The organism is Streptomyces sp. NPDC058231 (assembly GCF_042882275.1).
Classification (GTDB): Bacteria; Actinomycetota; Actinomycetes; order Streptomycetales; family Streptomycetaceae; genus Streptomyces.
Window position 1 is genome coordinate 208,365 of the sequence record NZ_JBHVWN010000003.1, and the last position, 22,006, is coordinate 230,370.

Consider the following 22,006-nt stretch of genomic DNA (forward strand, 5'->3'; position numbering starts at 1 on the left):
CACCGACAATCCGGACCGCACGCCGCTCCCCTCACACCCGCCCGGCACCGCGTGACACGATCGACGAGCAGAACGACCCAGGCACACGCGCATCGCCGCCGCGCGGATCCGCAGCAGGCTCGAAGGGGAGCAGACATGGCCACCAAGCCGCCCATCGACGACCCGGTCCAGGACGCACCGCACGTCGAACCGGCCCGGCACGCAGCCGCCGGACTGCCCGCCGTCGCTCACAGCCTGCGCATCGCCCAGCAGCAGATGGGCGCCGCCCGGACCGCCCGGACCCTCCTCAAGGTCAACCAGAAGAACGGCTTCGACTGCCCCGGCTGCGCCTGGCCCGAAGGCGACGAACGGCACACCGCCGAATTCTGCGAGAACGGCGCCAAGGCCGTCGCGGAAGAGGCCACCCTGCGCCGCGTCACCCCCGACTTCTTCGCCGCGCACCCCCTGCCCGACCTGGCCACCCGCAGCGGCTACTGGCTCGGCCAGCAGGGCCGCATCACCCAGCCCATGTACCTCCCCGAAGGTGCCGACCGGTACGAGGCGGTGACCTGGGAACACGCCTTCGACATCATCGCCGGGGAGCTGCGCGCCCTCGGCTCCCCCGACGAGGCGCTCTTCTACACCTCAGGACGCACCAGCAACGAGGCAGCGTTCCTACTACAGCTGTTCGCCCGCGAATTCGGCACCAACAACCTGCCCGACTGCTCCAACATGTGTCACGAGTCCTCCGGCTCCGCACTCACCGAGACCATCGGCATCGGCAAGGGCAGCGTCTCCCTCGAAGACCTCCACCACGCCGACCTGATCATCGTCGCCGGACAGAACCCGGGCACCAACCACCCCCGGATGCTCTCCGCCCTGGAGAAGGCCAAATCCGCCGGCGCGAAGATCATCTCGGTGAACCCGCTGCCCGAAGCCGGACTGGAACGCTTCAAGAACCCCCAGACACCCCAGGGCATGATCAAGGGCACCCCCCTCAACGACCTGTTCCTGCAGATCCGCATAGGCGGCGACCAGGCCCTCTTCCGGCTCCTCAACAAGATGGTCCTGGAGACCGAGGGCGCCGTCGACGACACCTTCGTGACCGAGCACACCCACGGCTACGCCGAGTTCGCCGCCGCCGCACGCGCCGCCGACCGGGACGAGACCCTCACCGCCACCGGCCTCGACCACGCCGCCATCGAGCAGGCCCTCTCCATGGTCCTCGCCTCGAAACGCACCATCGTCTGCTGGGCCATGGGCCTGACCCAGCACAAACACTCCGTCCCCACCATCCGCGAAGTCGTCAACTTCCTCCTGCTGCGCGGCAACATCGGACGGCCCGGCGCCGGGGTCTGCCCCGTCCGCGGCCACTCCAACGTCCAGGGCGACCGCACCATGGGCATCTTCGAACGGCCCGCACCCGCATTCCTCGACGCCCTCGACAAGGAATTCGGCATCACCTCGCCCCGCCACCACGGCTACGACGTGGTCCGCTCCATCCAGGCCCTCCGCGACGGCGAAGCAAAGGTCTTCTTCGCCATGGGCGGCAACTTCGTGGCCGCCACCCCCGACACGGCCGTCACCGAGGCCGCCATGCGCCGCGCCCGCCTCACCGTCCACGTGTCGACCAAACTCAACCGCTCGCACGCCGTCACCGGCGCCCGCGCCCTGATCCTGCCCACCCTCGGCCGCACCGACAAGGACGTCCAGGCGAGCGGCAAGCAGTTCGTCACCGTCGAGGACTCCATGAGCAAGGTCCACGCCTCCCGCGGGAACCTCGCCCCCGCAAGCCCCCACCTGCTCTCCGAACCCGCCATCGTCGCCCGCCTCGCCCGCGCCGTCCTCGGCCCTGAATCCGCCACGCCCTGGGAGGAGTTCGAGAAGGACTACGCGACGATCCGCGACCGCATCTCCCGGGTCGTCCCCGGCTTCGAGGACTTCAACGCCCGCGTCGCCCACCCCGACGGCTTCACCCTCCCCCACCCCCCGCGCGACTCCCGCCGTTTCCCCACCGCGACCGGCCGGGCCAACTTCACCGCGGCCCCCGTCGAATACCCCGAACTCCCCGAGGGCAGGCTGCTGTTGCAGACCCTGCGCTCCCACGACCAGTACAACACCACGATCTACGGGCTCGACGACCGCTACCGCGGCATCAAGGGCGGCCGCCGCATCGTCATGGTCAACCCCGACGACGCCCGAGCCCTCGGCCTCCCCGACGGCGCCCGCACCGATCTCGTCAGCGAATGGAAGGACGGCGTCGAACGCCGCGCCCCCGGCTTCCGCGTCGTCCACTACCCCACCGCACGCGGCTGCGCGGCCGCCTACTACCCCGAGACCAATGTGCTGGTCCCCCTCGACTCCACCGCCGACACCAGCAACACCCCCGCCAGCAAGTCCGTCGTCGTCCGCTTCGAGAACACCGAGGAGGAGTAGGGCGCCCGGCGGGGAGAAATACCCAGGGGCGGGGCATCCGGGACATTTCGTACCTCGAAGCCCCTAAGCGTTCGCTCAGCCGTCTGATAAGAACGATGCACACAGCAGCAGAACGACGGACCACCGCAGACGATCGGAGCCGGACCCCATGGGCGAGCACACCGCACCCAAGTTCCCCCAGGAGATCATCGACGAGTACGCCGCCCTCGGCGTCGACCTGCCCGCCCTCTTCTCCGCCGGGCACCTCGGCGAACGCATGGGCGTCCGGATCGTCGAGGCCTCCGCGGACCGCGTCGTCGGCACCATGCCCGTCGAGGGCAACACCCAGCCCTACGGACTCCTGCACGGCGGCGCCTCCGCCGTGCTCGCCGAAACGCTCGGCTCCGTCGGCACCATGCTCCACGGCGGCGCCACCAAGCTCGCCGTCGGCGTCGACCTGAACTGCACCCATCACCGAGGGGTGCGGAGCGGACTCGTCACCGGCACCGCCACCCCCGTACACCGCGGCCGCTCCACCGCCACGTACGAGATCGTCATCACCGACGAGGAGGACCGGCGGGTCTGCACCGCCCGTCTCACCTGCCTGCTCCGTGACGCCCCCAGGACCGCCGCCGTCTGACCTGCCGGCACCCACGAACGCTGCCCGGCCCGGATCACCATCCGGGCCGGGCAGCTTCGTATTCACCCACAAAAGGCCCGCTGCGCAAGGGAGTTGAATCGATCAATCGGTCAACGGCCTTGACCGCGCAAATACTTGTATGGCTCACTGTATGGCCCAATCAACAATCACACGCGACCCATCGACACCACAGGGCGTGGATCACGCACCCCTCGGACGTAACACTGCGTAACATTCGCGCAATACCGGAGCGCCGTCGGACCGCACGAGGAACCCGGCCCCACCGATACCGGACACCTCACCGCGCCCCCGCACCCCCCATGGGCGACAGCACCAAGATCGGCTCAAGCCCCTTAGCTGTGCTGCGCGTTCTCAGAATGCGGTCACTTCACCGTCCATAAAAAAGCCGTACATGTCCACACAGCCACCTCAAGCCTTCCTCAACGGCATAACAAGACAGTCACATCCTCCGCCGACCCGTCCCCGACCCCGCCGCCTGCGCCTAGAGTCACCGCCAGTCACCGCGCCGCCGGGCGCGTCTGCTGCACGGCCCTGTACCGACCCAGTACGGCCCGGCGAACGACACGGCACCTCAAGCAGAGGAGGCCGCGCCAGGGAAAGGACTTTTCGTGCGACACCGTTCTTTGCTCATCCTCACCACAGTGCTCACCACAGGAGCACTGACACTCACCGCCTGCGGGTCGCGCGACGACAGCAAGAACAGCAGCGGCGGCGACGACAACCAGACCGTCGTCATCGGCGTCGACGCGCCCCTGACCGGTGACCTCTCCGCCCTCGGCCTCGGCATCAAGAACTCCGCCGACCTCGCCGTCAACCTCGCGAACAAGAACAAGACGGTCCCCGGCGTCACGTTCAAGCTTCAGCCCCTCGACGACCAGGCCCAGCCCTCCGTCGGAGGTCAGAACGCCCAGAAGCTCATCGACAACAAGGACGTCCTCGGCGTTGTCGGCCCCCTGAACTCCAGCGTCTCGCAGTCGATGCAGAAGCCGCTCAACGACGCCAGCCTCACCCAGATCTCCCCCGCCAACACGGGCACCGAGCTGACCCAGGGCAACGACTGGAAGACCGGCGACAAGAAGCGCCCCTTCAAGACCTACTTCCGCACCGCCACCACGGACCAGATCCAGGGTGCCTTCGCCGCGAAGTACCTCTTCAACGACGCCAAGATCAAGAACGTCTACCTGATCGACGACCAGAAGACCTACGGAGCCGGCCTCGCCGCCTCCTTCAAGGCGACGTTCACCGAGCTCGGCGGCAAGATCGTCGGAGCCGACCACGTCAACCCCGACGACCGCGACTTCAACGCCGTCGTCACCAAGGTCAAGAAGTCCGGCGCCAAGGCCGTCTACTACGGCGGTGAGTACCCCGCCGGCGCACCCCTGAGCCAGCAGCTCAAGGACAGCGTCCAGATCCCCCTCATGGGCGGCGACGGCATGTACAGCGCCGACTTCATCAAGCTCAACAAGAAGGCCCAGGGCGACATCGCCACCTCCGTCGGCAAGCCCGTCGAGGAGCTGGACTCGGCCAAGAAGTTCATCGCGGACTACAAGACGGCCGGATACAAGGACGCCTACGAGGCCTACGGCGGCGGTACCTACGACGCCACCATGGCCATCATCGAGGCCGTCAAGGCCGTCGTCGCCGCCAATGACGGCAAGCTCCCCGACGACGCCCGCGCCAAGGTCCTCGACGCCGTCGGCAAGGTCAGCTTCGACGGAGTCACCGGCCCCGTCGCCTTCGACGAGTTCGGCGACACCACCAACACCATGATGACCGCCTACCAGGTCGACGGCGGCAAGTGGGTCTCCAAGCTCAGCGAGGCCTACAAGAAGGACTGACCAAGCCCTCCCGGTCACCCGAAACAGCAACCAGACCGCGCGGGAGCGCTACCAGCGCTCCCGCGCGGTGCCATATCCGAACCACTCCACGGAGGCCCTGCGGTGAACGAACTGCCGCAACAGCTGGCCAATGGACTCATCCTCGGCGCGATGTACGGTCTCATCGCGATCGGCTACACGATGGTCTACGGAATCATCCAGCTCATCAACTTCGCCCACGGCGAGATCTTCATGATCGGAGGCTTCGGAGCTCTCACCGTGTACCTCTGGATGCCGGCCGGCTCCAACCTCCTCGCTATCGTCCCCCTCATGATCATCGGCGGCGTCATATGCTCCGTCGCGATCAGCGTCGCAGCCGAACGCTTCGCCTACCGGCCCCTGCGCACCGCCCCCAGGCTCGCCCCGCTGATCACCGCGATCGGGCTCTCCCTCGCACTCAAGCAGGCCATCTGGAAGTGGTACCCCGACGCCACGAAGGACCACTCCTTCCCTCAGTTCAAGGGCGACGCCTTCGACATCTTCGGCGCCAGCATCCAGCGCGGTGACCTCTTCGTCCTCATCACCGCACCCGTCTGCATGATCGCCCTCGGACTCTTCGTCTCCAAGACCCGCTCCGGCCGCGGCATGCAGGCGACCTCGCAGGACCCCGACACCGCCAAACTCATGGGCATCAACACCGACCGCATCATCGTCATGGCCTTCGCCATCGGCGCCGCGTTCGCAGCCGTCGCAGCCGTCGCCTACGGGCTCAAGAACGGCCAGATCGGCGTCCAGATGGGCTTCATCATGGGCCTCAAGGCATTCACCGCAGCCGTACTCGGCGGCATCGGCAACATCTACGGCGCCATGCTCGGCGGAGTCGTACTCGGCGTCGCCGAATCCCTCGCCACCGGCTACATGAGCGACGTCCCCGGCATGGACCTCTTCGGCGGCGGCGCCTGGAAGGACGTATGGGCCTTCGTCCTTCTCATCGTCGTCCTGCTGCTCCGGCCCCAGGGCCTGCTCGGCGAACGCGTCGCGGATCGGGCGTGATACGGATGACCACCCAGAACGCCCTCATCCCACTGCCCGCACCGATCGCCCGCCCCGCCACCATCGCAGGCACCGCCATCGCCCTCGCCGGCACCTTCCTCGCCTGGACCTGGACCACCGACTTCCCCGGCGACCTCACCGTCACCGGCTACCCCGGCGGCCTCCAGATCCTCACCCTCACCGGCGCTGTCCTCACCCTCGTCTTCGCACTCTCCGGATACGGCATCCGCGGACTGCGCTGGCTCACCCCCGGCGGAACGAACAGCCCCGTCCGGCTCCTCGCCCTCGGCACCCTCGGCACCACCGGCTACACCATGGGAGCCATCGCCTACGAGCTCGGCGGCGTCGTCAACCTCGAACCCGGAGCCTGGGTCAGCGGCATCGGCGCACTCCTCGCCGCCATCGCCGCACTCGCACTCCCCGACGACCAACCACAGGACGAACCCCAGCCCGGCCTTTGGAAGCAATTCCGCAACAGCCTCACCGCACCCGCACCCACCCGAGCCAGAACACTCCCCGCCTGGGGCGAAATCCTGATCATTGCCGGCGTCTTCGGCATCGCGCTGTACATCTTCACCTACGGCGTCGACATCCCCACCGAAGAATCCGAACAGTTCATCGGCTTCCTCATCACCGCGGCCTTCGCATTCACCGCGCTCACCCGTGCAGGACTCATCTCCCGCATCACAGCGCTGACCACGAAGCACCGCAACGTCGCCCTCACCGCAGCCCTGGTCGCAGCACTCTGCTTCCCCTTCACCCAGGACGCCGCGGAATACACCCTCATCGGCGCCAACATCCTCATCTTCGCGACCGTCGCCCTCGGCCTCAACGTCGTCGTCGGCCTCGCCGGCCTCCTCGACCTCGGCTACGTCGCCTTCCTCGGTGTCGGCGCCTACACCGCCGCCCTCGTCTCCGGCGCGCCCCTCGCCGCCATCGGCGTCCACTTCCCCTTCTGGGCCGCCGTCCTCACCGGAGCCGCAGTCTCACTCGTCTTCGGCGTCCTCATCGGTGCCCCGACCCTCCGACTGCGCGGCGACTACCTCGCCATCGTCACCCTCGGCTTCGGAGAGATCTTCCGCGTCACCGTCAACAACCTCAACGGCAACAGCGGACCCGATCTCACCAACGGCTCCCAAGGCATCCCCAGCATCCCGGACCTCAACCTCTTCGGAATCGACTTCGGACTCAGCCACGACATCGGCCCCTTCACCCTCAGCAGGCCCGCCAACTACTACCTGCTGATGCTCGTCGTCACCGCCGTCGTCGTCCTCGTCTTCCGCCGCTCCGGAGAATCCCGCATCGGCCGCGCCTGGGTCGCCATCCGCGAAGACGAAACCGCCGCCACCGCCATGGGCATCAACGCCTTCCGGCTCAAGCTGCTCGCCTTCGCCCTCGGCGCCACTCTCGCCGGCCTCGCCGGCACCGTCCAGGCACACGTCAACTACACCGTGACGCCCGAGCAGTACCAGTTCGCCGGCTCCGTACCCCCGAACTCCGCCTTCCTCCTCGCCGCCGTCATCCTCGGCGGCATGGGAACCCTCAGCGGACCCTTCGTCGGCGCCGCACTGCTCTACCTCATCCCGGCCAAACTGCAGTTCATGCAGGACTACCAGCTGTTCCTCTTCGGCATCGCGCTCATCCTCCTGATGCGCTTCCGCCCCGAAGGCCTGGTCGCCGACCGCAGGAAACAGCTCGAATTCCACGAAAACGACGACCCCGTCGACGTTCCGGAACCACGGCAGTCCGAAGAGACCGGCGCCGGCATCGCCAAGGCGGGTGCGTGACCACCATGACCACCACCACACAGACCGCCACGACCGTCCTCGACGCAAACGGCGTCACCATGCGCTTCGGCGGCCTCACCGCCGTACGCAACGTCGACCTCACCGTCAACGCAGGCGAAATCGTCGGCCTCATCGGACCCAACGGCGCCGGCAAAACCACCTTCTTCAACTGCCTCACCGGGCTCTACGTCCCCACCGAAGGCAAAGTCAGCTACAAGGGCACCGTCCTGCCGCCCAAGCCCCACCTCGTCACCCAGGCAGGCATCGCCCGCACCTTCCAGAACATCCGGCTCTTCGCCAACATGACCGTCCTGGAGAACGTCCTCGTCGGACGCCACACCCGCACCAAGGAAGGCCTCTGGTCCGCGCTCCTGCGCCTCCCCGGCTTCACCAGAGCCGAGAACGCCAGCCGCGAACGCGCCATGGAACTCCTTGAGTTCATCGGCCTCCAGGACAAGGCCGACCACCTCGCGCGCAACCTCCCCTACGGAGACCAGCGCAAGCTGGAAATCGCCCGCGCCCTCGCCAGCGACCCCGGACTCCTCCTCCTCGACGAGCCCACCGCCGGCATGAACCCCCAGGAAACCCGCGTCACCGAAGAACTCATCTTCGCCATCCGGGACCAGGGCATCGCCGTCCTCGTCATCGAGCACGACATGCGGTTCATCTTCAATCTCTGCGACCGCGTCGCCGTCCTCGTACAGGGCGAAAAACTCGTCGAAGGCACCTCCGACGTCGTCCAGAGCGACGAACGCGTCATTGCCGCCTACCTCGGCACCCCCTTCGAAGGCGCCCCCGGCGCCGAAGAAATCGCCGAAGTCGAAGCCGCAGAAGCAGAAACCGCGGCCGACGACACCAGCACCACCCGCGCCGAAGAGGAGGACACCCGATGACCGCACTGCTCCAGGTCGAAGACCTCCGCGTCGCCTACGGCAAGATCGAAGCCGTCAAAGGCATCTCCTTCACCGTCGAAGCTGGTCAGGTCGTCACCCTCATCGGCACCAACGGCGCAGGAAAGACCACCACCCTGCGCACCCTCTCCGGCCTCCTCAAGCCCATCGGCGGCCAGATCCTCTTCGAGGGCAAACCACTCACCGACGTCCCCGCCCACAAGATCGTCTCCCTGGGCCTCGCCCACTCCCCCGAGGGACGCCACATCTTTCCCCGGCTGACGATCACCGAGAACCTCCTACTCGGCGCCTACCTCCGCAACGACAAAGCGGGCATCGAAAAGGACGTCCAACGCGCCTACGACCTCTTCCCCATCCTCGGGGAACGCCGGAAGCAGGCCGCAGGGACCCTCTCGGGCGGCGAACAGCAGATGCTCGCCATGGGCCGCGCCCTCATGTCCCAGCCCAAACTGCTCATGCTCGACGAACCCTCCATGGGCCTCTCCCCGATCATGATGCAGAAGATCATGCAGACCATCGTCGAGCTGAAGGCCCAGGGCACCACCATCCTGCTCGTCGAGCAGAACGCCCAGGCCGCACTCTCCCTCGCCGACCACGGCCACGTCATGGAGGTCGGCAAGATCGTCCTCTCCGGCACCGGCCAGAACCTCCTCCACGACGAATCCGTCCGCAAGGCGTACCTCGGCGAGGACTGACCCACACCGCTCACACGGCTGAGGCCCGCACCCCGATCGATCCGGGGTGCGGGCCTCAGCCGTACGAACCTGCGCGACTACTCGCCGTCCTTCGCCGCCCGCCTCTTCTCCTCGGCATCCTCGATCAACGCCTCGGCAAGCTGCTGCATCGACAGCCGACGATCCATCGACGTCTTCTGGATCCACCGGAACGCCGCCGGCTCCGACAGCCCGTAATCCGTCTGCAGAATGCTCTTCGCCCGGTCCACCAGCTTCCGCGTCTCCAGCCGCTGCGCAAGATCCGCGACCTCGGTCTCCAGCGCCTTCAGCTCCGCGAACCGCGACACGGCCATCTCGATGGCAGGCACCACGTCGCTCTTGCTGAACGGCTTCACGAGATACGCCATCGCCCCGGCGTCCCGGGCCCGCTCGACCAGATCGCGCTGCGAGAACGCGGTGAGCATCAGAACAGGAGCGATGGACTCCTCCGAGATGCGCTCGGCGGCGGAGATGCCGTCGAGGATCGGCATCTTCACATCGAGGATGACGAGGTCGGGCCGGTGCTCCCGGGCGAGCTCGACCGCCTTCTCGCCGTCACCGGCCTCGCCGACGACCGCGTAGCCCTCTTCTTCGAGCATCTCTTTGAGGTCGAGGCGGATGAGAGCCTCGTCCTCGGCGATGACGACGCGGGTCGTCAGCGGCGGGACGTGCGACTTGTCGTCGTCGGCGACGGGCTGGGGCGACTCGGGCGTGGTCACGGGTGGCTCCTCATATTTCAACGACAGGTCGACTCCCCATGAGCCTACCTAGCTGCGGTAAGGTGGACGCTCAGCGGGTCGAGGGAAACCTTCGATTCAGCGAGCCCCGGTAGTCCAATTGGTCAGAGACAATGGATTCAAAACCCATACAGTGTCGGTTCGAGTCCGACTCGGGGTACTTTTCCTTCGATTCCAAGGCCGCAGGGAATCGGCGAGGCTTCACTTGATCGTGTGATGGCCTCACGAGTTCTCGATGCCCCGCAGCATCATCCGGGCAGACTCGGCCGTGTGTACGACCTGGATACGCGGAAACGCGCTCTGGCACTCATTGCCCAAGGCTTCAGCCAGAACTCCGTGAGCAAACAGACCGGCATATCGCGTGCCGCCATCCGCTCGTGGCAGACACGGATAGAACCCCTCGACTGGAACCGTGCTGCGGACTGTCCAAGGTGCGGCGACACACCGAGCGACCCCGAAGATCCCGCCGCGTATGCCTACTTGCTGGGCCTATATCTCGGAGACGGCTGCATTAGTTCCGCAAGAAGGGGCGTGTACTTCCTCCGAATCACCTGTGCCGATGCCTGGCCCGGCCTCATCGACGCCTGTGCCGAAGCCATGCAGCTCGTGCGTCCTGGCAACAAGGTGTTCCGGGTTCAGCGTCAGGGCTGCCAGAACGTGACCTGCTACAGCAAGCACTGGCCCTGCTTCTTCCCCCAGCACGGCCCGGGCAGGAAGCACAACCGTAAGATCGCTCTCGAGCCCTGGCAACAGAAGATCGTGGACGCCCACCCGTGGGAATTCATCCGGGGTCTGATCCACTCCGACGGATGTCGCATCACCAACTGGACCACCCGCCTCGTCGCCGGTGAGCGGAAGCGCTACGAATACCCCCGGTACTTCTTCACCAACAAGTCGGACGACATCCGCAAGCTGTTCAGCGACACCCTCACCGCCGTCGGGGTCGAGTGGAAGCACTGCACACGGGCGGGCCAGCAGTACAACATCTCCGTCGCCCGACGGGCGTCCGTCGCGCTCATGGACGCTCACGTCGGGCCGAAGCACTGACGACCGGGTTACTTGGGGCTGTCGTCCTCGCCGATGTGGTGCACGCGTACCAGGTTGGTCGATCCCGCGACGCCAGGTGGTGAGCCGGCGGTGATGACGACGACGTCGCCCCGCTCGCAGCGGCCGATCCGGAGGAGTTCCTCGTCGACCTGGGCGACCATCGCGTCGGTGGAGTCGACGTGCGGGCCGAGGAAGGTCTCGACGCCCCAGGTGAGGTTCAGCTGGGAGCGGGTGGCCGGGTCGGGGGTGAAGGCCAGGAGCGGGATGGGCGAGCGGTAGCGGGAGAGGCGCTTGACCGTGTCGCCGCTCTGGGTGAAGGCGACGAGGAATTTGGCGCCGAGGAAGTCGCCCATCTCGGCGGCTGCGCGGGCGACGGCGCCGCCCTGGGTGCGGGGCTTGTTGCGGTCGGTGAGCGGCGGCAGGCCCTTTTCGAGGATGTCTTCCTCGGCCGCTTCGACGATGCGGGACATGGTGCGTACGGTCTCGATCGGATACTTGCCGACGCTGGTCTCGCCGGAGAGCATCACCGCGTCGGTGCCGTCGATGACCGCGTTGGCGACGTCGGAGGCTTCCGCGCGGGTGGGGCGGGAGTTGTCGATCATCGAGTCGAGCATCTGGGTGGCGACGATGACGGGTTTGGCGTTGCGCTTGGCGAGTTTGATGGCGCGCTTCTGGACGATGGGGACTTGTTCGAGTGGCATTTCGACGCCGAGGTCGCCGCGGGCGACCATGATGCCGTCGAATGCGGCGACGATGTCGTCGATGTTCTCGACTGCCTGCGGCTTTTCGACTTTGGCGATGACGGGGAGGCGGCGGCCTTCTTCGTCCATGATGCGGTGGACGTCTTCGATGTCGCGTCCGCTGCGTACGAAGGAGAGGGCGATGATGTCGGCTCCGGTGCGCAGGGCCCAGCGGAGGTCTTCGATGTCCTTTTCGGAGAGTGCCGGGACGGAGACGGCGACGCCGGGGAGGTTGAGGCCTTTGTGGTCGGAGACCATGCCGCCTTCGATGACGGTGGTGTGGACGCGGGGGCCGTCGACGTCGGTGACTTCGAGGGTGACGCGGCCGTCGTCGACGAGGATGCGTTCGCCGGCGGTGACGTCGGCGTTGAGGCCTTCGTAGGTGGTGCCGCAGGTGTCGCGGTCGCCTTCGACGGGTTCGACGGTGATGGTGAAGGTGTCGCCGCGTTCAAGGAGTACGGGGCCTTCGCGGAAGCGGCCCAGGCGGATCTTCGGGCCTTGAAGGTCGGCGAGGATGCCGACGCTGCGTCCGGTTTCGTCGGATGCCTTGCGTACGTGGTGGTAGCGCTGTTCGTGTTCGGCGTAGGAGCCGTGGCTGAGATTGAAGCGGGCGACGTCCATTCCGGCTTCGACGAGTGCCTTGATCTGCTCGTATGTGTCGGTGGCTGGGCCCAGGGTGCAGACGATTTTTGCTCGGCGCATGGTTTGAGCCTAGACCTTACCTACGGGTAGTTATTTGGGTCTGCGTGTCGTCTCAACAACCTTTGGGTGAAGGGTTTTTGACAAGTGTTGAATTGTGCGGTGGGGCGCTCTGATGAGCATTCTGTTCATAGTTTTGGCGGTGCCATGGTGAAGCGCGCGTTCACCTGGGCGTAGACCGTCTGCCGTTGTGGTTCGAGGTCGAGTACGGGGGGTGTTTCGGGTTCGGTTCCGCCGTATGCGGCGCGGGCGCCGAAGCCGCCGGGCGGGGCGGGCACGGGTGGGGCGAGGGCGGTGTTCTCGGCGCCGAGGTCGGCGAGTTCGAGGAGGGCGGTGAGGTGGGTGCCGAGGGCGTCGGCGTATTCGCGGGCGCGTTGGAGGGCTTCCCGGACGGCTTGGCGGCGGGCCTCGGTATAGGCGGGTGAGTCGGGGCGCAGGGCCCATCGGGGGCCGGTGATGCGGGTCATGTCGAGGTCGGCGATGCGGGTGGTGAGTTCGCCGAGTGCGGTGAAGTCGGCGAGTTCGGCGGTGATGTGGACGCGGCCGTGGTAGGCGCGGATTTTCTCGTCGCGTCCGCGCTGGGTGAGTTCGGGGGTGATGGAGAGGGCGCCGGTTTCGAGTTTTTCGACGGCTTGTCCGTAGGTGCGTGCGAGTTCGAGGACGTGGGCGTTGCGTCGGGTGAGGTCTTCGAGGGTTGTTCGGCGGTCCTTGCCGCGGGCGGTGACGGTGATGGTGATATGGGCTGTTTCGGGGTCGACTTCGAGGCGGGCTTCACCGCGGACGGCGACGCGGGGGTGGTCGGGGGTGCCGTAGGGGGCGGGGGTGTCGGTCATGGGCTCACTGTCGCATCGGGCTCCGTGACTCGTGCGGTCATCTGATAGAAACCTGCGGGGGGTGTCGCTGGGGGTGGCTCGTGAGTCACTATCTACGCGCGTTGTGTACTGCGAGAGCTGAATGTGGGAGAGAGAATGCCGCTGAACCGTAGGACGTTCCTGGGCACGTCGGCTGCTGCCGGGGCCGGAATGGCGATTGCCGGGGGCATGACTGTGCCCGCCGAGGCTCATGAGCAGGGTCATGGTCATGGGCGTCCGCCTCAGCGGTACTCGTTCACCGTGATGGGCACGACCGATATGCATGGAAATGTGTTCAACTGGGACTACTTCACGGACAAGGAGTTCGACGACAAGGCGCACAACGACGTCGGTCTGGCGAAGATCTCGACCCTGGTGGATCAGGTCCGCGCCGAGAAGGGCCGCCACAACACCCTGATGATCGATGCGGGTGACACGATCCAGGGCACGCAGCTGTCGTACTACTACGCGAAGATCGACCCGATCACGGCGAAGCGTGGTCCGGTGCACCCGATGGCGCAGGCGATGAACGCGATCGGGTACGACGCGGCGGCGCTGGGCAACCACGAGTTCAACTACGGCATTCCGGTGCTGCGGAAGTTCGAGGAGCAGTGTGATTTCCCGCTGCTGGGTGCGAACGCGCTGGACGCGAAGACGCTGCGGCCGGCGTTCGATCCGTATGTGATCAAGCGGGTGCGTACGCCGCACGGCAAGGACGTGAAGGTGGCGATCCTGGGTCTGACCAACCCGGGGATCGCGATCTGGGACAAGGCGAACGTCAGCGGCAAGATGGTGTTCCCGGGGCTGGAGGAGCAGGCGGCGAAGTACGTGCCGCGTCTGCGCTCCATGGGTGCGGACGTCGTGATCGTCGCGGCGCACTCGGGGAACAGCGGTACGTCGTCGTACGGTGACCAGATCCCGTATGTGGAGAACGCGGCGGGTCTGGTGGCGGAGCAGGTCCCCGGGATCGATGCGATTCTGGTGGGCCACGCACACCTGGAGATCCCCGAGTACTTCGTGGAGAACAAGCAGACGGGCAAGAAGGTGGTGCTCTCCGAGCCGTTGAAGTGGGGGCAGCGGCTGACGCTGTTCGACTTCGATCTGGTGTGGGAGAAGGGTCGCTGGGTGGTCGAGCGGGCGGGTTCGAAGGTGTTGAACTCGAACACGGTGGCCGAGGATCCGAAGATCACGCGGTTGTTGACGGATGAGCACAAGAAGGTTGTGGCGTACGTCAATCAGGTGATCGGTACGTCGGCGGTGTCGATGACGACGGCTGAGGCGGCGTGGAAGGACGAGCCGATCATCGATCTGATCAATGTGGTTCAGGCGGAGACGGTGAAGGCCGCTCTGGCGGGTGGCGAGTTCGCGGCGCTGCCGGTGCTGTCGCAGGCGTCGTGTTTCTCGCGTACGGCGCAGATCCCTGCGGGGAGTGTGACGATCAAGGATGCGGCAGGGCTGTACCCGTTCGAGAACACCCTTGAGGCTCGTCTGCTGACGGGTGCGCAGGTGAAGGATTATCTGGAGTTCTCCGCGCAGTACTACGTGCAGACGCCGGCGGGTGCTCCGGTGGACACGGCGAAGTTGACGAACGCCGGTGACACGCCGGACTACAACTATGACGCGGTGTCGGGTCTGACGTATGAGATCGACATCGCGAAGCCGAATGGTTCGCGGATCGTGAATCTGTCGTTCGAGGGCAAGGCGATCGATCCTGCGGCGCAGTTCGTGCTGGCGGTGAACAACTACCGGGCGAGTGGTGGCGGCAACTTCCCGCATGTGCCGGGTGCGAAGCAGCTGTGGGCCAATTCGGAGGAGATCCGGAACACGATCATCGCCTGGGTGCAGGCGAAGGGGTCGGTGGATGCCGCGGAGTTCGCTTCGGTGGACTGGCGTCTGACGCGTGATGGCGTGCCGGTGTTCTAGTGCCGTGAAGCAGTGAGCTGAGCCGGTGTTCCTGCGGTTCGGTGGGTGTGGCGGCCGTCTCCTCTTCGAGGGGGCGGCCGCCTCTGTTGTGTGGGCGCAACGTGGGTCAGTTGCTCTGGGTGAGGGGGGTGAGGGTGGAGTTCTGGTGCGGGATGCGGGGGCCGTTCCGGGGGGTGAGGCCGAAGGTGGTGAAGGCGGTGCGTTCCGGGAGGGGGTAGGCGGTGGTGCCGGTGAGGTTGTTGAGGATGGTGGCGCTGCGCCAGGCGGCGAGTCCGAGGTCGGGGGCGCCGACGCCGTGGGTGTGGCGTTCGGCGTTCTGTACGTAGATGTTGCCGGTGATGGTGGGGTCGAGTTCGAGGCGGAACTGGTCGTCGATGCGGGGGCGGCCGGCGGCGTCGCGGCGGATGTGCGGGGTGAGGCCGGTGAGGAGCTGGTCGAGGGGGCGTTCGCGGTAGCCGGTGGCGAGGACGACGGCGTCGGTGATCAGGCGGGTGCGGGTGTTCTGCTGGGTGTGTTCGAGGTGGAGTTCGACGCGGGTGTTGGCGAGGCGGCCTGCGGTGCGGACCTGGACGCCGGGGGTGAGGGTGGCGTCGGGCCAGCCGCCGTGGAGGGTCCGTCGGTAGAGCTCGTCGTGGATGGCGGCGATGGTGTCGGCGTCGATGCCTTTGTGGAGTTGCCATTGGTGGGGGACGAGTTCGTCGCGTACGGATTCGGGGAGTGCGTGGAAGTAGCGGCTGTAGTCGGGTGTGAAGTGTTCGAGGCCGAGTTTGGAGTACTCCATGGGGGCGAAGGCGCCGGTGCGGGCGAGCCAGTGGAGTTTCTCGTGGCCGGCGGGTCGGGCGCGGAGGAGGTCGAGGAAGATTTCCGCGCCCGACTGGCCGGAGCCGATGACGGTGATGTGGTCGGCCTGGAGGAGTTGTCGGCGGTGCTGGAGGTAGTCGCTGGAGTGGATGACGGGTACGGATTCGGCTTCGGCGAGGGGTTTGAGGGGGTCGGGGACGAAGGGTTCGGTGCCGATGCCGAGGGCGATGTGGCGGGTGTAGGCGCGGCCGAGCGCTTCGGCTTCGCCGTGGGTGTCGAGTTGGGTGAAGTCGACTTCGTACAGGGCGCGTTCGGGGTTCCAGCGGAGGGCGTCGACCTGGTGGGCGAAGTGGAGTCCGGGGAGTTGGTCGGTGACCCATCGGCAGTAGGCGTCGTATTCGGCACGTTGGATGTGGAAGCGCTCGGCGAAGTAGAAGGGGAAGAGGCGGTCGCGGTTGCGCAGGTAGTTGAGGAAGGTCCAGGGGCTTGCGGGGTCGGCGAGGGTGACGAGGTCGGCGAGGAAGGGGACTTGGAGGCTGGCGCCGTCGATGAGGAGTCCGGGGTGCCAGTGGAAGGAGGGGCGCTGTTCGTAGAAGGTCGCGGCGAGGGGGTGGATGCCGTGGGCGAGGGCGGCGAGGGAGAGGTTGAAGGGGCCGATGCCGATGCCGACGAGGTCGTGTGGCTGGTCGGGGTCGGGGGTGGGTCGGTCGGTCATCGGGGTGCGTCGCCTTTCTGGACTGTGTGGGTGAGGTGGGTGACGAGGTCGAGGAGGGTCCGGAGGTCGTGGGGTGTGGTGTGGGGGTTGAGGAGGGTGGCTTTGAGCCAGAGGCGGTTGTCGGTGTGGGCGCGGCCGAGGACGGCTCGGCCCTGGTCGAGGAGGGTGCGGCGGACGGTGGCGACGGTGTGGTCGGTGGCGTCGGTGGGGCGGAAGAGGACGGTGGTGATGGTGGGGCGGGCGTAGAGGTCGAGGGCGGGGTGCTGGGTGATGAGGTCGGCGAGTTGGTTGGCGGTGTCGATGGTGTGGTCGATGAGGTCGGCGAGCCCGGTGCGGCCGAGGGCTTGGAGTGTGACGGCGATTTTGAGGGCGTCGGGTCTGCGGGTGGTGCGCAGTGAGCGGCCGAGGAGGTCGGGGAGGCCGGCTTCGGTGTCGTCGTGGGCGTTGAGGTAGGGGGCCCGGTGGTGGAGTGGGTCGAGGAGGTGGTGGTCGGGGACGGCGAGGATGCCTGCTGATGCGGGTTGCCAGCCGAGTTTGTGGAGGTCGAGGGTGACGCTGTGGGCGCGGTCGAGGCCGTGGAGTGCGGTGCGGTGGGTGGGGCTGAAGAGGAGGGGGCCGCCGTAGGCGGCGTCGATGTGGAGTTCTGCGCCGTGGGTGGTGCAGAGGTCGGCGATGGACTCGAGGGGGTCGATTGCGCCGGTGTCGGTGGTGCCTGCGGTGGCGGTGACGAGGTGGGGGCCCGGGTGTCGGGTGAGGGTGTCGTGGAGTGCGGTGAGGTCCATGACGCCGGTGGGGGCGGGGACGGTGAGGGGTTCGGGGAGGCCGAGGAGCCAGGCGGCTCGGGCGATGCTGTGGTGGGCGTTGGCGCCGCTGATGGTCTGTACGGGGCCGTGGCGTTCGCGGGCGAGGAGGAGTGCGAGCTGGTTGGCTTCGGTGCCGCCGGTGGTGATGAGGGCGTCGGGGTGGGGTCGGCCGGGGTAGATCTCGGCGGCGAGCGCGGTGGTGGTGCGGGCTTCGAGGACTGAGGCGGCGGGTGCCTGGTCCCAGGAGTCCATGGAGGGGTTGAGGGCGGAGGCGGCGAGGTCGGCGGCTGCGGCGAGGGCGAGGGGTGGGGTGTGGAGGTGGGCTGCGCAGTGGGGGTGTGCGGGGTCCGCTGCGCCTTGGGCGAGTGCGGTGACGAGGGTGCGCAGGGCGTGGTGGGGGCCGGTGCCGTGGTCGGGGATGGCCGGGTGGCCGGCGGTGTGTATGTGGCGGGCGACGGTCTCGGGGCCGCCTGCGGGCAGCGGGCCGTGGCGTCGGCGGGCGCCGTCGTGGAGTGCGGTGAGGACGGTGTCGAGGAGGGGGCGCAGGGCTGCGGGGCCTTCGGTGCCTCCGGCGAGGGGTGGGGTGGGCATGGGTGGTGGGCCTTCCGGTGCGTGCGGGTGGACGTGCCAGCTTGTCCGGGTTTCTGGGGGCACGGCCGGGGAGCCCGGTGTTCTGAACTCGAAAGGGGGATCGGGGTGGGTGGTGGCGGGTCGGGTGGGGTGTGCCGGTGGTATGGGTGTGCCCGGCTTCCCCTCGGTGAGGGTGGGCCGGGCACGGGTGGTGCGGTGTGGGGTGCAGCTCAGTGGGCGTCGCGTACGGCGAGGGCGCGTCGGAGGTCGTCGATCTGGTCGATGAGTCTGCGGCGGAGGGCGGGGTGGAGGGTCGTGTCGTTCAGTGCCTGTTCGCCGAGGTGGAGGTGGCCCGCTCCGATGGCGTACGCGGGGAAGGCGTGGGCTCCGGCGGCTTTGGCGATGGCGGTGCCGCGGCGGGCGGCGAGCTGGGCGGCGTCGGGGTAGTAGCGGTCGACGTACGGGGTGGTGAGGTCGGTCTGTTCGGCTTGCCAGAAGCCTTGTGCGGTGGCGGTGAAGAGGTAGTTGGAGAGGGTGTCGTCGTTGAACATGGCGTGCCAGGCGGCGGCTTTGGCTTCGGGGCTGGGGAGGGCGGCGCGGCAGCGGGCGGCGCCTTCCTGTCCGGTGGCGCTGGGGTCGTGTTCGAGTTCGGTGGCGATGGTGGTCTCGTCGGTGGCGTCGAGGACGGCGAGGCGGGTGAGGATGCGCCAGCGCAGTTCGGGGTCGAGTTCGGGTCCGCCGGGGACGGAGCCGTCGGTGAGCCAGGTCCGGATGGTGTCGGGTTGGGTGGCGGCGTCGATGAGGTGGCGTACGGCGGTGAGGCGGAGGCCGGGGTCGGTGCCGTCCTCGGTGCGGCGGATGAGGTCGCGGCAGAGGGCGGTGAGGGTGGCGAGGGCGGCGGGGCGCTCGGCGGGGGTGACGTAGCGTCCGGCGACGTGGGTGCCGGCGAAGGTGAGGACGCCCTGGACGAGGGCTACGTCGGTTTCGTGGGGCAGGTGGGTGCGGGCGGTTTCGAGGTAGGTGGTGGGGTCGAGGTCGCCGTCGCGGACCATGTCGCGGGCGGTGTTCCAGACGACGGCCCGGGTGAGTGCGTCGGGGATGCCGGAGAGGCTGTTCACGACGGTTTCCCAGGACCGGGTGTCGGGGCGGACCTTGGCGTAGGTGAGGTCGCCGTCGTTGAGTACGAGGAGGGCGGGGCGGTGTCCTGGGCGGGTTGTTGTGGTGGTGTCGTGGGGGATGTCGAGTTCGATGCGGTCGCGGAGGACGAGCTGGTCGGGTCCTGACCGGGTGTCGGGGGTGTGGTCGAAGGTGGCGACGGCGATGCGGTGGGGGCGGCTGCCGTTGCGGTCGACGGTGAGGGTCCAGGTGCCGTCGTTCTCCTCGACGCGGGGGGTGAGGGTGTCGACGCCGGTGGTGCGGAGCCATTGGGCGGCCCAGGCGTGCACGTCGCGGTCGGTGGCGGAGGCGAGGTTGTCGATGAAGTCGGCGAGGGTGGCGTTGGAGAACTTGTGGCGGGCGATGTGGGTGTTGATGCCTGCGAGGAAGTCCTTCTCGCCGATCCAGGTGACGAGTTGGCGGAGTGCCGATGCGCCCTTGGCGTAGGAGATGCCGTCGAAGTTGAGCATGGCGGACGCGGTGTCGGGGACGGCGGCGGGGTCGGGGGCGACGGGGTGGGTGGAGGGGCGCTGGTCCGCGTCGTATCCCCAGCCCTTGCGGGCGACGCCGAAGTCGACCCAGGTCTCGGTGAAGCGGGTGGCTTCGGCGAGGGTCTGGAAGCCCATGTATTCGGCGAAGGACTCGTTGAGCCAGATGTCGTCCCACCAGGCGAGGGTGACGAGGTCGCCGAACCACATGTGGGCCATTTCGTGGGCGATGACCACGCCGCGCATCTGGCGTTCGGTGTCGGTGACGGCGGAGCGGTAGATGAACTCGTCGCGGAAGGTGACGAGTCCTGGGTTCTCCATGGCGCCGGCGTTGAATTCGGGGACGAATGCCTGGTCGTAGGAGTCGAAGGGGTAGGGCTCGTCGAACTTCTCGTGGAATCGGTCGAAGCAGGCGCGGGTGATGTCGAGGATCTCGTCGGCGTCGGCGTCGAGGTGGGGGGCGAGGGAGCGCCGGCAGTGGATACCGAAGGGCAGTCCGGCGTGGTGGGTGGTGACGGAGTGCCAGGGGCCGGCGGCAATGGCGACGAGGTAGGTGGAGATCAGTGGGGTGGGGGCGATGGTCCATCGGCCGTTGCCGGTGTGTTCGGTGGTGCTGTTGCCGAGGACGGTCCAGTTCTCGGGGGCGGTGACGGTGAGGGCGAAGACGGACTTGAGGTCGGGTTGGTCGAATGCGGCGAAGACGCGTTGGACGTCGTTCATGAACAGCTGGGTGTAGAGGTAGGTTTCGCCGTCGGTCGGGTCGGTGAAGCGGTGCATGCCTTCGCCGGTGCGGGAGTAGGGCATGGTGGCGTCGACGTGGAGTTCGTGGGCGCCGGCGGCGAGTGCGGTGAGGGGGTACCGGTTCTCGGTGAGGGCTGTGGGGTCGAGGGGTTGTCCGTCGAGGCTGATGGAGCGCAGGGTTTCGGGCTTGAGCTCGACGAATGTGTCTCCGGCGGCCAGTGCGGTGAACTGGATGACGGTGCGGGAGTCGAAGGTCTCTTCTCCCGTGGTCAGGTCGAGGTCGATCGTGTAGCGCTGCACGTCGAGGGTCTGGGCTCGGGTCTGCGCTTCATCGCGCGTCAGTACGGACATGGATCCACTGTGCCGTACGGGTGGCTCGGGTGCGGGTGGGATTCACGCAGGGCTGAGTGTGCGGGCGGGCGCGGTGCGGGGTGTCCGGCGGCCGGCCCTCACCCGGTGGTGGTCACGGGTGGTGCGGGCCGGGTGCGGCGGTGGTGGAGGAGGACGACTCCGTTGCCGAAGGTGCGGGTTCCGGCGAGGCGGAGGCCGGTCCTGGTGTCGGACGGCCCGAACAGGGGTGTTCCGCGTCCGACGAGGACGGGGTGGACGTAGATCCGGTATTCGTCGATCAGGTCGTGCTGCCTGAAGGCCGCCGCGAGGCCGGCGCCGCCGAGTGCCAGGTCGCCGCCGGGCTGTGCGGTGAGTGTCCTGATGTGTGCGGGGTCGACGTCCCGTACGAGGGTGGTGTTCCAGTCGGTGCGTTCCAGGGTTCTGGAGAACACGGTCTTGGGCATGTCCCGCCAGATCCTGGCGAATTCGGCCACGGGTCCGGCGTTGGCGGGGGCGGTGTCCGCGGTGGGCCAGAAGTGACGCGTCCGGTGAGGAAGCCGCCCATGGCGCCGAGCTGTTCGTTGAAGTGGTGGTGCAGTTCGTCGTCGACCAGGTGCCAGCCGATGTCGCGGTCGGGTCCCTCGACGAATCCGTCGAGGGACACCGACATCATCAGGATGATCTTTCGGTTCGCCTGTGCGCGGGTTCCGGTCACGGCCGGGCCGATACGCCCGCGGTGCCGTCGTGGTGCCGTGTCAGGACGACTGGGCGATCGTTTCGTGGTGGCGGATGACTTCCGCGATGACGAAGTTCAGGAGCTTCTCGGCGAAGGCGGGGTCGAGTTTCGCGCTCTCCGCGAGGCGGCGCAGGCGGGCGATCTGTTCGGCTTCGCGGGTCGGGTCGGCCGGGGGCAGTTTGTGGTTGGCCTTGAGGTGGCCGACCTGCTGAGTGCATTTGAAGCGCTCGGCGAGCATGTGGACAACAGCGGCGTCGATGTTGTCGATGCTTTCGCGCAGCCGGATCAGTTCCGCTCGTACGGACTCGTCGATGTCGCTCGTGGTCATGGTCAT

General features: G+C 67.4%; 16 protein-coding genes, 1 tRNA gene and 1 pseudogene. 10 read left to right on the top strand and 8 right to left on the bottom strand.

All coding sequences use genetic code 11. The annotated features are described in order from the left end of the window. The first annotated feature begins 135 nt into the window (after window positions 1–135). The 7 genes from ACFVXE_RS03765 to ACFVXE_RS03795 all read left to right on the top strand — a co-directional run bounded on the left by ACFVXE_RS03765 (window position 136) and on the right by ACFVXE_RS03795 (window position 9,318). The gene (locus tag ACFVXE_RS03765; RefSeq protein ID WP_389668853.1) at window positions 136–2,415 is read left to right on the top strand and encodes an FdhF/YdeP family oxidoreductase; all 2,280 of its coding nucleotides are present in this window, start codon (window positions 136–138) and stop codon (window positions 2,413–2,415) included. A gap of 148 nt (window positions 2,416–2,563) precedes the next feature. Then, entirely contained in the window at window positions 2,564–3,034 is a 471-nt protein-coding gene (locus ACFVXE_RS03770) for a PaaI family thioesterase (protein WP_389668855.1), read from the top strand. 644 nt (window positions 3,035–3,678) lie between these two features. After that, a complete protein-coding gene (locus ACFVXE_RS03775; RefSeq protein ID WP_389668908.1) occupies window positions 3,679–4,893 on the top strand; it encodes a branched-chain amino acid ABC transporter substrate-binding protein in 1,215 nt (404 codons plus the stop codon). 102 nt (window positions 4,894–4,995) lie between these two features. Next, entirely contained in the window at window positions 4,996–5,925 is a 930-nt protein-coding gene (locus ACFVXE_RS03780; protein ID WP_389668857.1) for a branched-chain amino acid ABC transporter permease, read from the top strand. A gap of 5 nt (window positions 5,926–5,930) precedes the next feature. After that, on the top strand, window positions 5,931–7,712 hold the full coding sequence (locus ACFVXE_RS03785; protein WP_389668859.1) for a branched-chain amino acid ABC transporter permease: 1,782 nt from the start codon (window positions 5,931–5,933) through the stop codon (window positions 7,710–7,712). 5 nt (window positions 7,713–7,717) lie between these two features. Further along, entirely contained in the window at window positions 7,718–8,605 is an 888-nt protein-coding gene (locus ACFVXE_RS03790) for an ABC transporter ATP-binding protein (protein ID WP_389668909.1), read from the top strand. After that, window positions 8,602–9,318 carry an ABC transporter ATP-binding protein gene (locus ACFVXE_RS03795; RefSeq protein ID WP_389668861.1) on the top strand — a complete coding sequence of 239 codons (717 nt, stop codon included), beginning with the start codon at window positions 8,602–8,604 and terminating at the stop codon, window positions 9,316–9,318. Before ACFVXE_RS03790 ends, ACFVXE_RS03795 begins: the two co-directional genes overlap by 4 nt. A gap of 77 nt (window positions 9,319–9,395) precedes the next feature. On the opposite strand, the gene ACFVXE_RS03800 is transcribed toward ACFVXE_RS03795, so the two are convergent. Continuing rightward, window positions 9,396–10,055: an ANTAR domain-containing response regulator gene (locus ACFVXE_RS03800; RefSeq protein ID WP_389668863.1), complete on the bottom strand. Its 660-nt coding sequence runs from the start codon at window positions 10,053–10,055 to the stop codon at window positions 9,396–9,398. 103 nt (window positions 10,056–10,158) lie between these two features. Between ACFVXE_RS03800 and ACFVXE_RS03805 the strand changes: the two genes are divergently transcribed. Both ACFVXE_RS03805 and ACFVXE_RS03810 read left to right on the top strand, forming a co-directional pair. Further along, window positions 10,159–10,233 (top strand) — tRNA-Leu (locus ACFVXE_RS03805). A 110-nt stretch (window positions 10,234–10,343) separates the two neighbouring features. Further along, entirely contained in the window at window positions 10,344–11,120 is a 777-nt protein-coding gene (locus tag ACFVXE_RS03810; protein ID WP_389668865.1) for a transcriptional regulator, read from the top strand. Between the two features lie 8 nt (window positions 11,121–11,128). On the opposite strand, the gene pyk is transcribed toward ACFVXE_RS03810, so the two are convergent. Then, window positions 11,129–12,562, bottom strand: coding sequence for a pyruvate kinase (gene pyk / locus ACFVXE_RS03815; protein WP_389668867.1), 1,434 nt, complete (start codon window positions 12,560–12,562; stop codon window positions 11,129–11,131). Window positions 12,563–12,687: 125 nt separating this feature from the next. After that, window positions 12,688–13,392 (bottom strand): SIMPL domain-containing protein, encoded by a 705-nt coding sequence (locus ACFVXE_RS03820; protein ID WP_389668869.1) that lies wholly within the window; start codon window positions 13,390–13,392, stop codon window positions 12,688–12,690. A gap of 135 nt (window positions 13,393–13,527) precedes the next feature. On the opposite strand from ACFVXE_RS03820, the gene ACFVXE_RS03825 reads away from it, so the two are divergent. Further along, window positions 13,528–15,333 carry a bifunctional metallophosphatase/5'-nucleotidase gene (locus tag ACFVXE_RS03825; RefSeq protein ID WP_389668871.1) on the top strand — a complete coding sequence of 602 codons (1,806 nt, stop codon included), beginning with the start codon at window positions 13,528–13,530 and terminating at the stop codon, window positions 15,331–15,333. Between the two features lie 106 nt (window positions 15,334–15,439). Here ACFVXE_RS03825 and ACFVXE_RS03830 read toward each other — a convergent pair whose 3' ends face one another. The 5 genes and pseudogenes from ACFVXE_RS03830 to ACFVXE_RS03850 all read right to left on the bottom strand — a co-directional run bounded on the left by ACFVXE_RS03830 (window position 15,440) and on the right by ACFVXE_RS03850 (window position 22,000). Further along, a complete protein-coding gene (locus tag ACFVXE_RS03830) occupies window positions 15,440–16,849 on the bottom strand; it encodes a lysine N(6)-hydroxylase/L-ornithine N(5)-oxygenase family protein (RefSeq protein WP_389668873.1) in 1,410 nt (469 codons plus the stop codon). Further along, a complete protein-coding gene (locus tag ACFVXE_RS03835; protein ID WP_389668875.1) occupies window positions 16,846–18,243 on the bottom strand; it encodes a pyridoxal phosphate-dependent decarboxylase family protein in 1,398 nt (465 codons plus the stop codon). Before ACFVXE_RS03835 ends, ACFVXE_RS03830 begins: the two co-directional genes overlap by 4 nt. Before the next feature lie 209 nt (window positions 18,244–18,452). Beyond that, entirely contained in the window at window positions 18,453–20,957 is a 2,505-nt protein-coding gene (gene pepN, locus ACFVXE_RS03840; RefSeq protein ID WP_389668877.1) for an aminopeptidase N, read from the bottom strand. Window positions 20,958–21,055: 98 nt separating this feature from the next. Beyond that, a pseudogene (locus ACFVXE_RS03845) lies at window positions 21,056–21,609 on the bottom strand (dihydrofolate reductase family protein). An 82-nt stretch (window positions 21,610–21,691) separates the two neighbouring features. Beyond that, a complete protein-coding gene (locus tag ACFVXE_RS03850; RefSeq protein ID WP_389668878.1) occupies window positions 21,692–22,000 on the bottom strand; it encodes a chorismate mutase in 309 nt (102 codons plus the stop codon). Window positions 22,001–22,006 lie beyond the last annotated feature (6 nt).

Excerpts from the sequence above, each read along its gene's own strand:
- ACFVXE_RS03765 (WP_389668853.1), top strand. The coding sequence starts at position 136 with ATGGCCACCAAGCCGCCCATCGACGACCCGGTCCAGGACGCACCGCAC.
- ACFVXE_RS03770 (WP_389668855.1), top strand. The coding sequence starts at position 2,564 with ATGGGCGAGCACACCGCACCCAAGTTCCCCCAGGAGATCATCGACGAG.
- ACFVXE_RS03785 (WP_389668859.1), top strand. The coding sequence starts at position 5,931 with ATGACCACCCAGAACGCCCTCATCCCACTGCCCGCACCGATCGCCCGC.
- ACFVXE_RS03790 (WP_389668909.1), top strand. The coding sequence starts at position 7,718 with ATGACCACCACCACACAGACCGCCACGACCGTCCTCGACGCAAACGGC.
- ACFVXE_RS03795 (WP_389668861.1), top strand. The coding sequence starts at position 8,602 with ATGACCGCACTGCTCCAGGTCGAAGACCTCCGCGTCGCCTACGGCAAG.
- pyk (WP_389668867.1), bottom strand. The coding sequence starts at position 12,562 with ATGCGCCGAGCAAAAATCGTCTGCACCCTGGGCCCAGCCACCGACACA.
- ACFVXE_RS03820 (WP_389668869.1), bottom strand. The coding sequence starts at position 13,392 with ATGACCGACACCCCCGCCCCCTACGGCACCCCCGACCACCCCCGCGTC.
- ACFVXE_RS03825 (WP_389668871.1), top strand. The coding sequence starts at position 13,528 with ATGCCGCTGAACCGTAGGACGTTCCTGGGCACGTCGGCTGCTGCCGGG.
- ACFVXE_RS03830 (WP_389668873.1), bottom strand. The coding sequence starts at position 16,849 with ATGACCGACCGACCCACCCCCGACCCCGACCAGCCACACGACCTCGTC.
- ACFVXE_RS03835 (WP_389668875.1), bottom strand. The coding sequence starts at position 18,243 with ATGCCCACCCCACCCCTCGCCGGAGGCACCGAAGGCCCCGCAGCCCTG.
- pepN (WP_389668877.1), bottom strand. The coding sequence starts at position 20,957 with ATGTCCGTACTGACGCGCGATGAAGCGCAGACCCGAGCCCAGACCCTC.
- ACFVXE_RS03850 (WP_389668878.1), bottom strand. The coding sequence starts at position 22,000 with ATGACCACGAGCGACATCGACGAGTCCGTACGAGCGGAACTGATCCGG.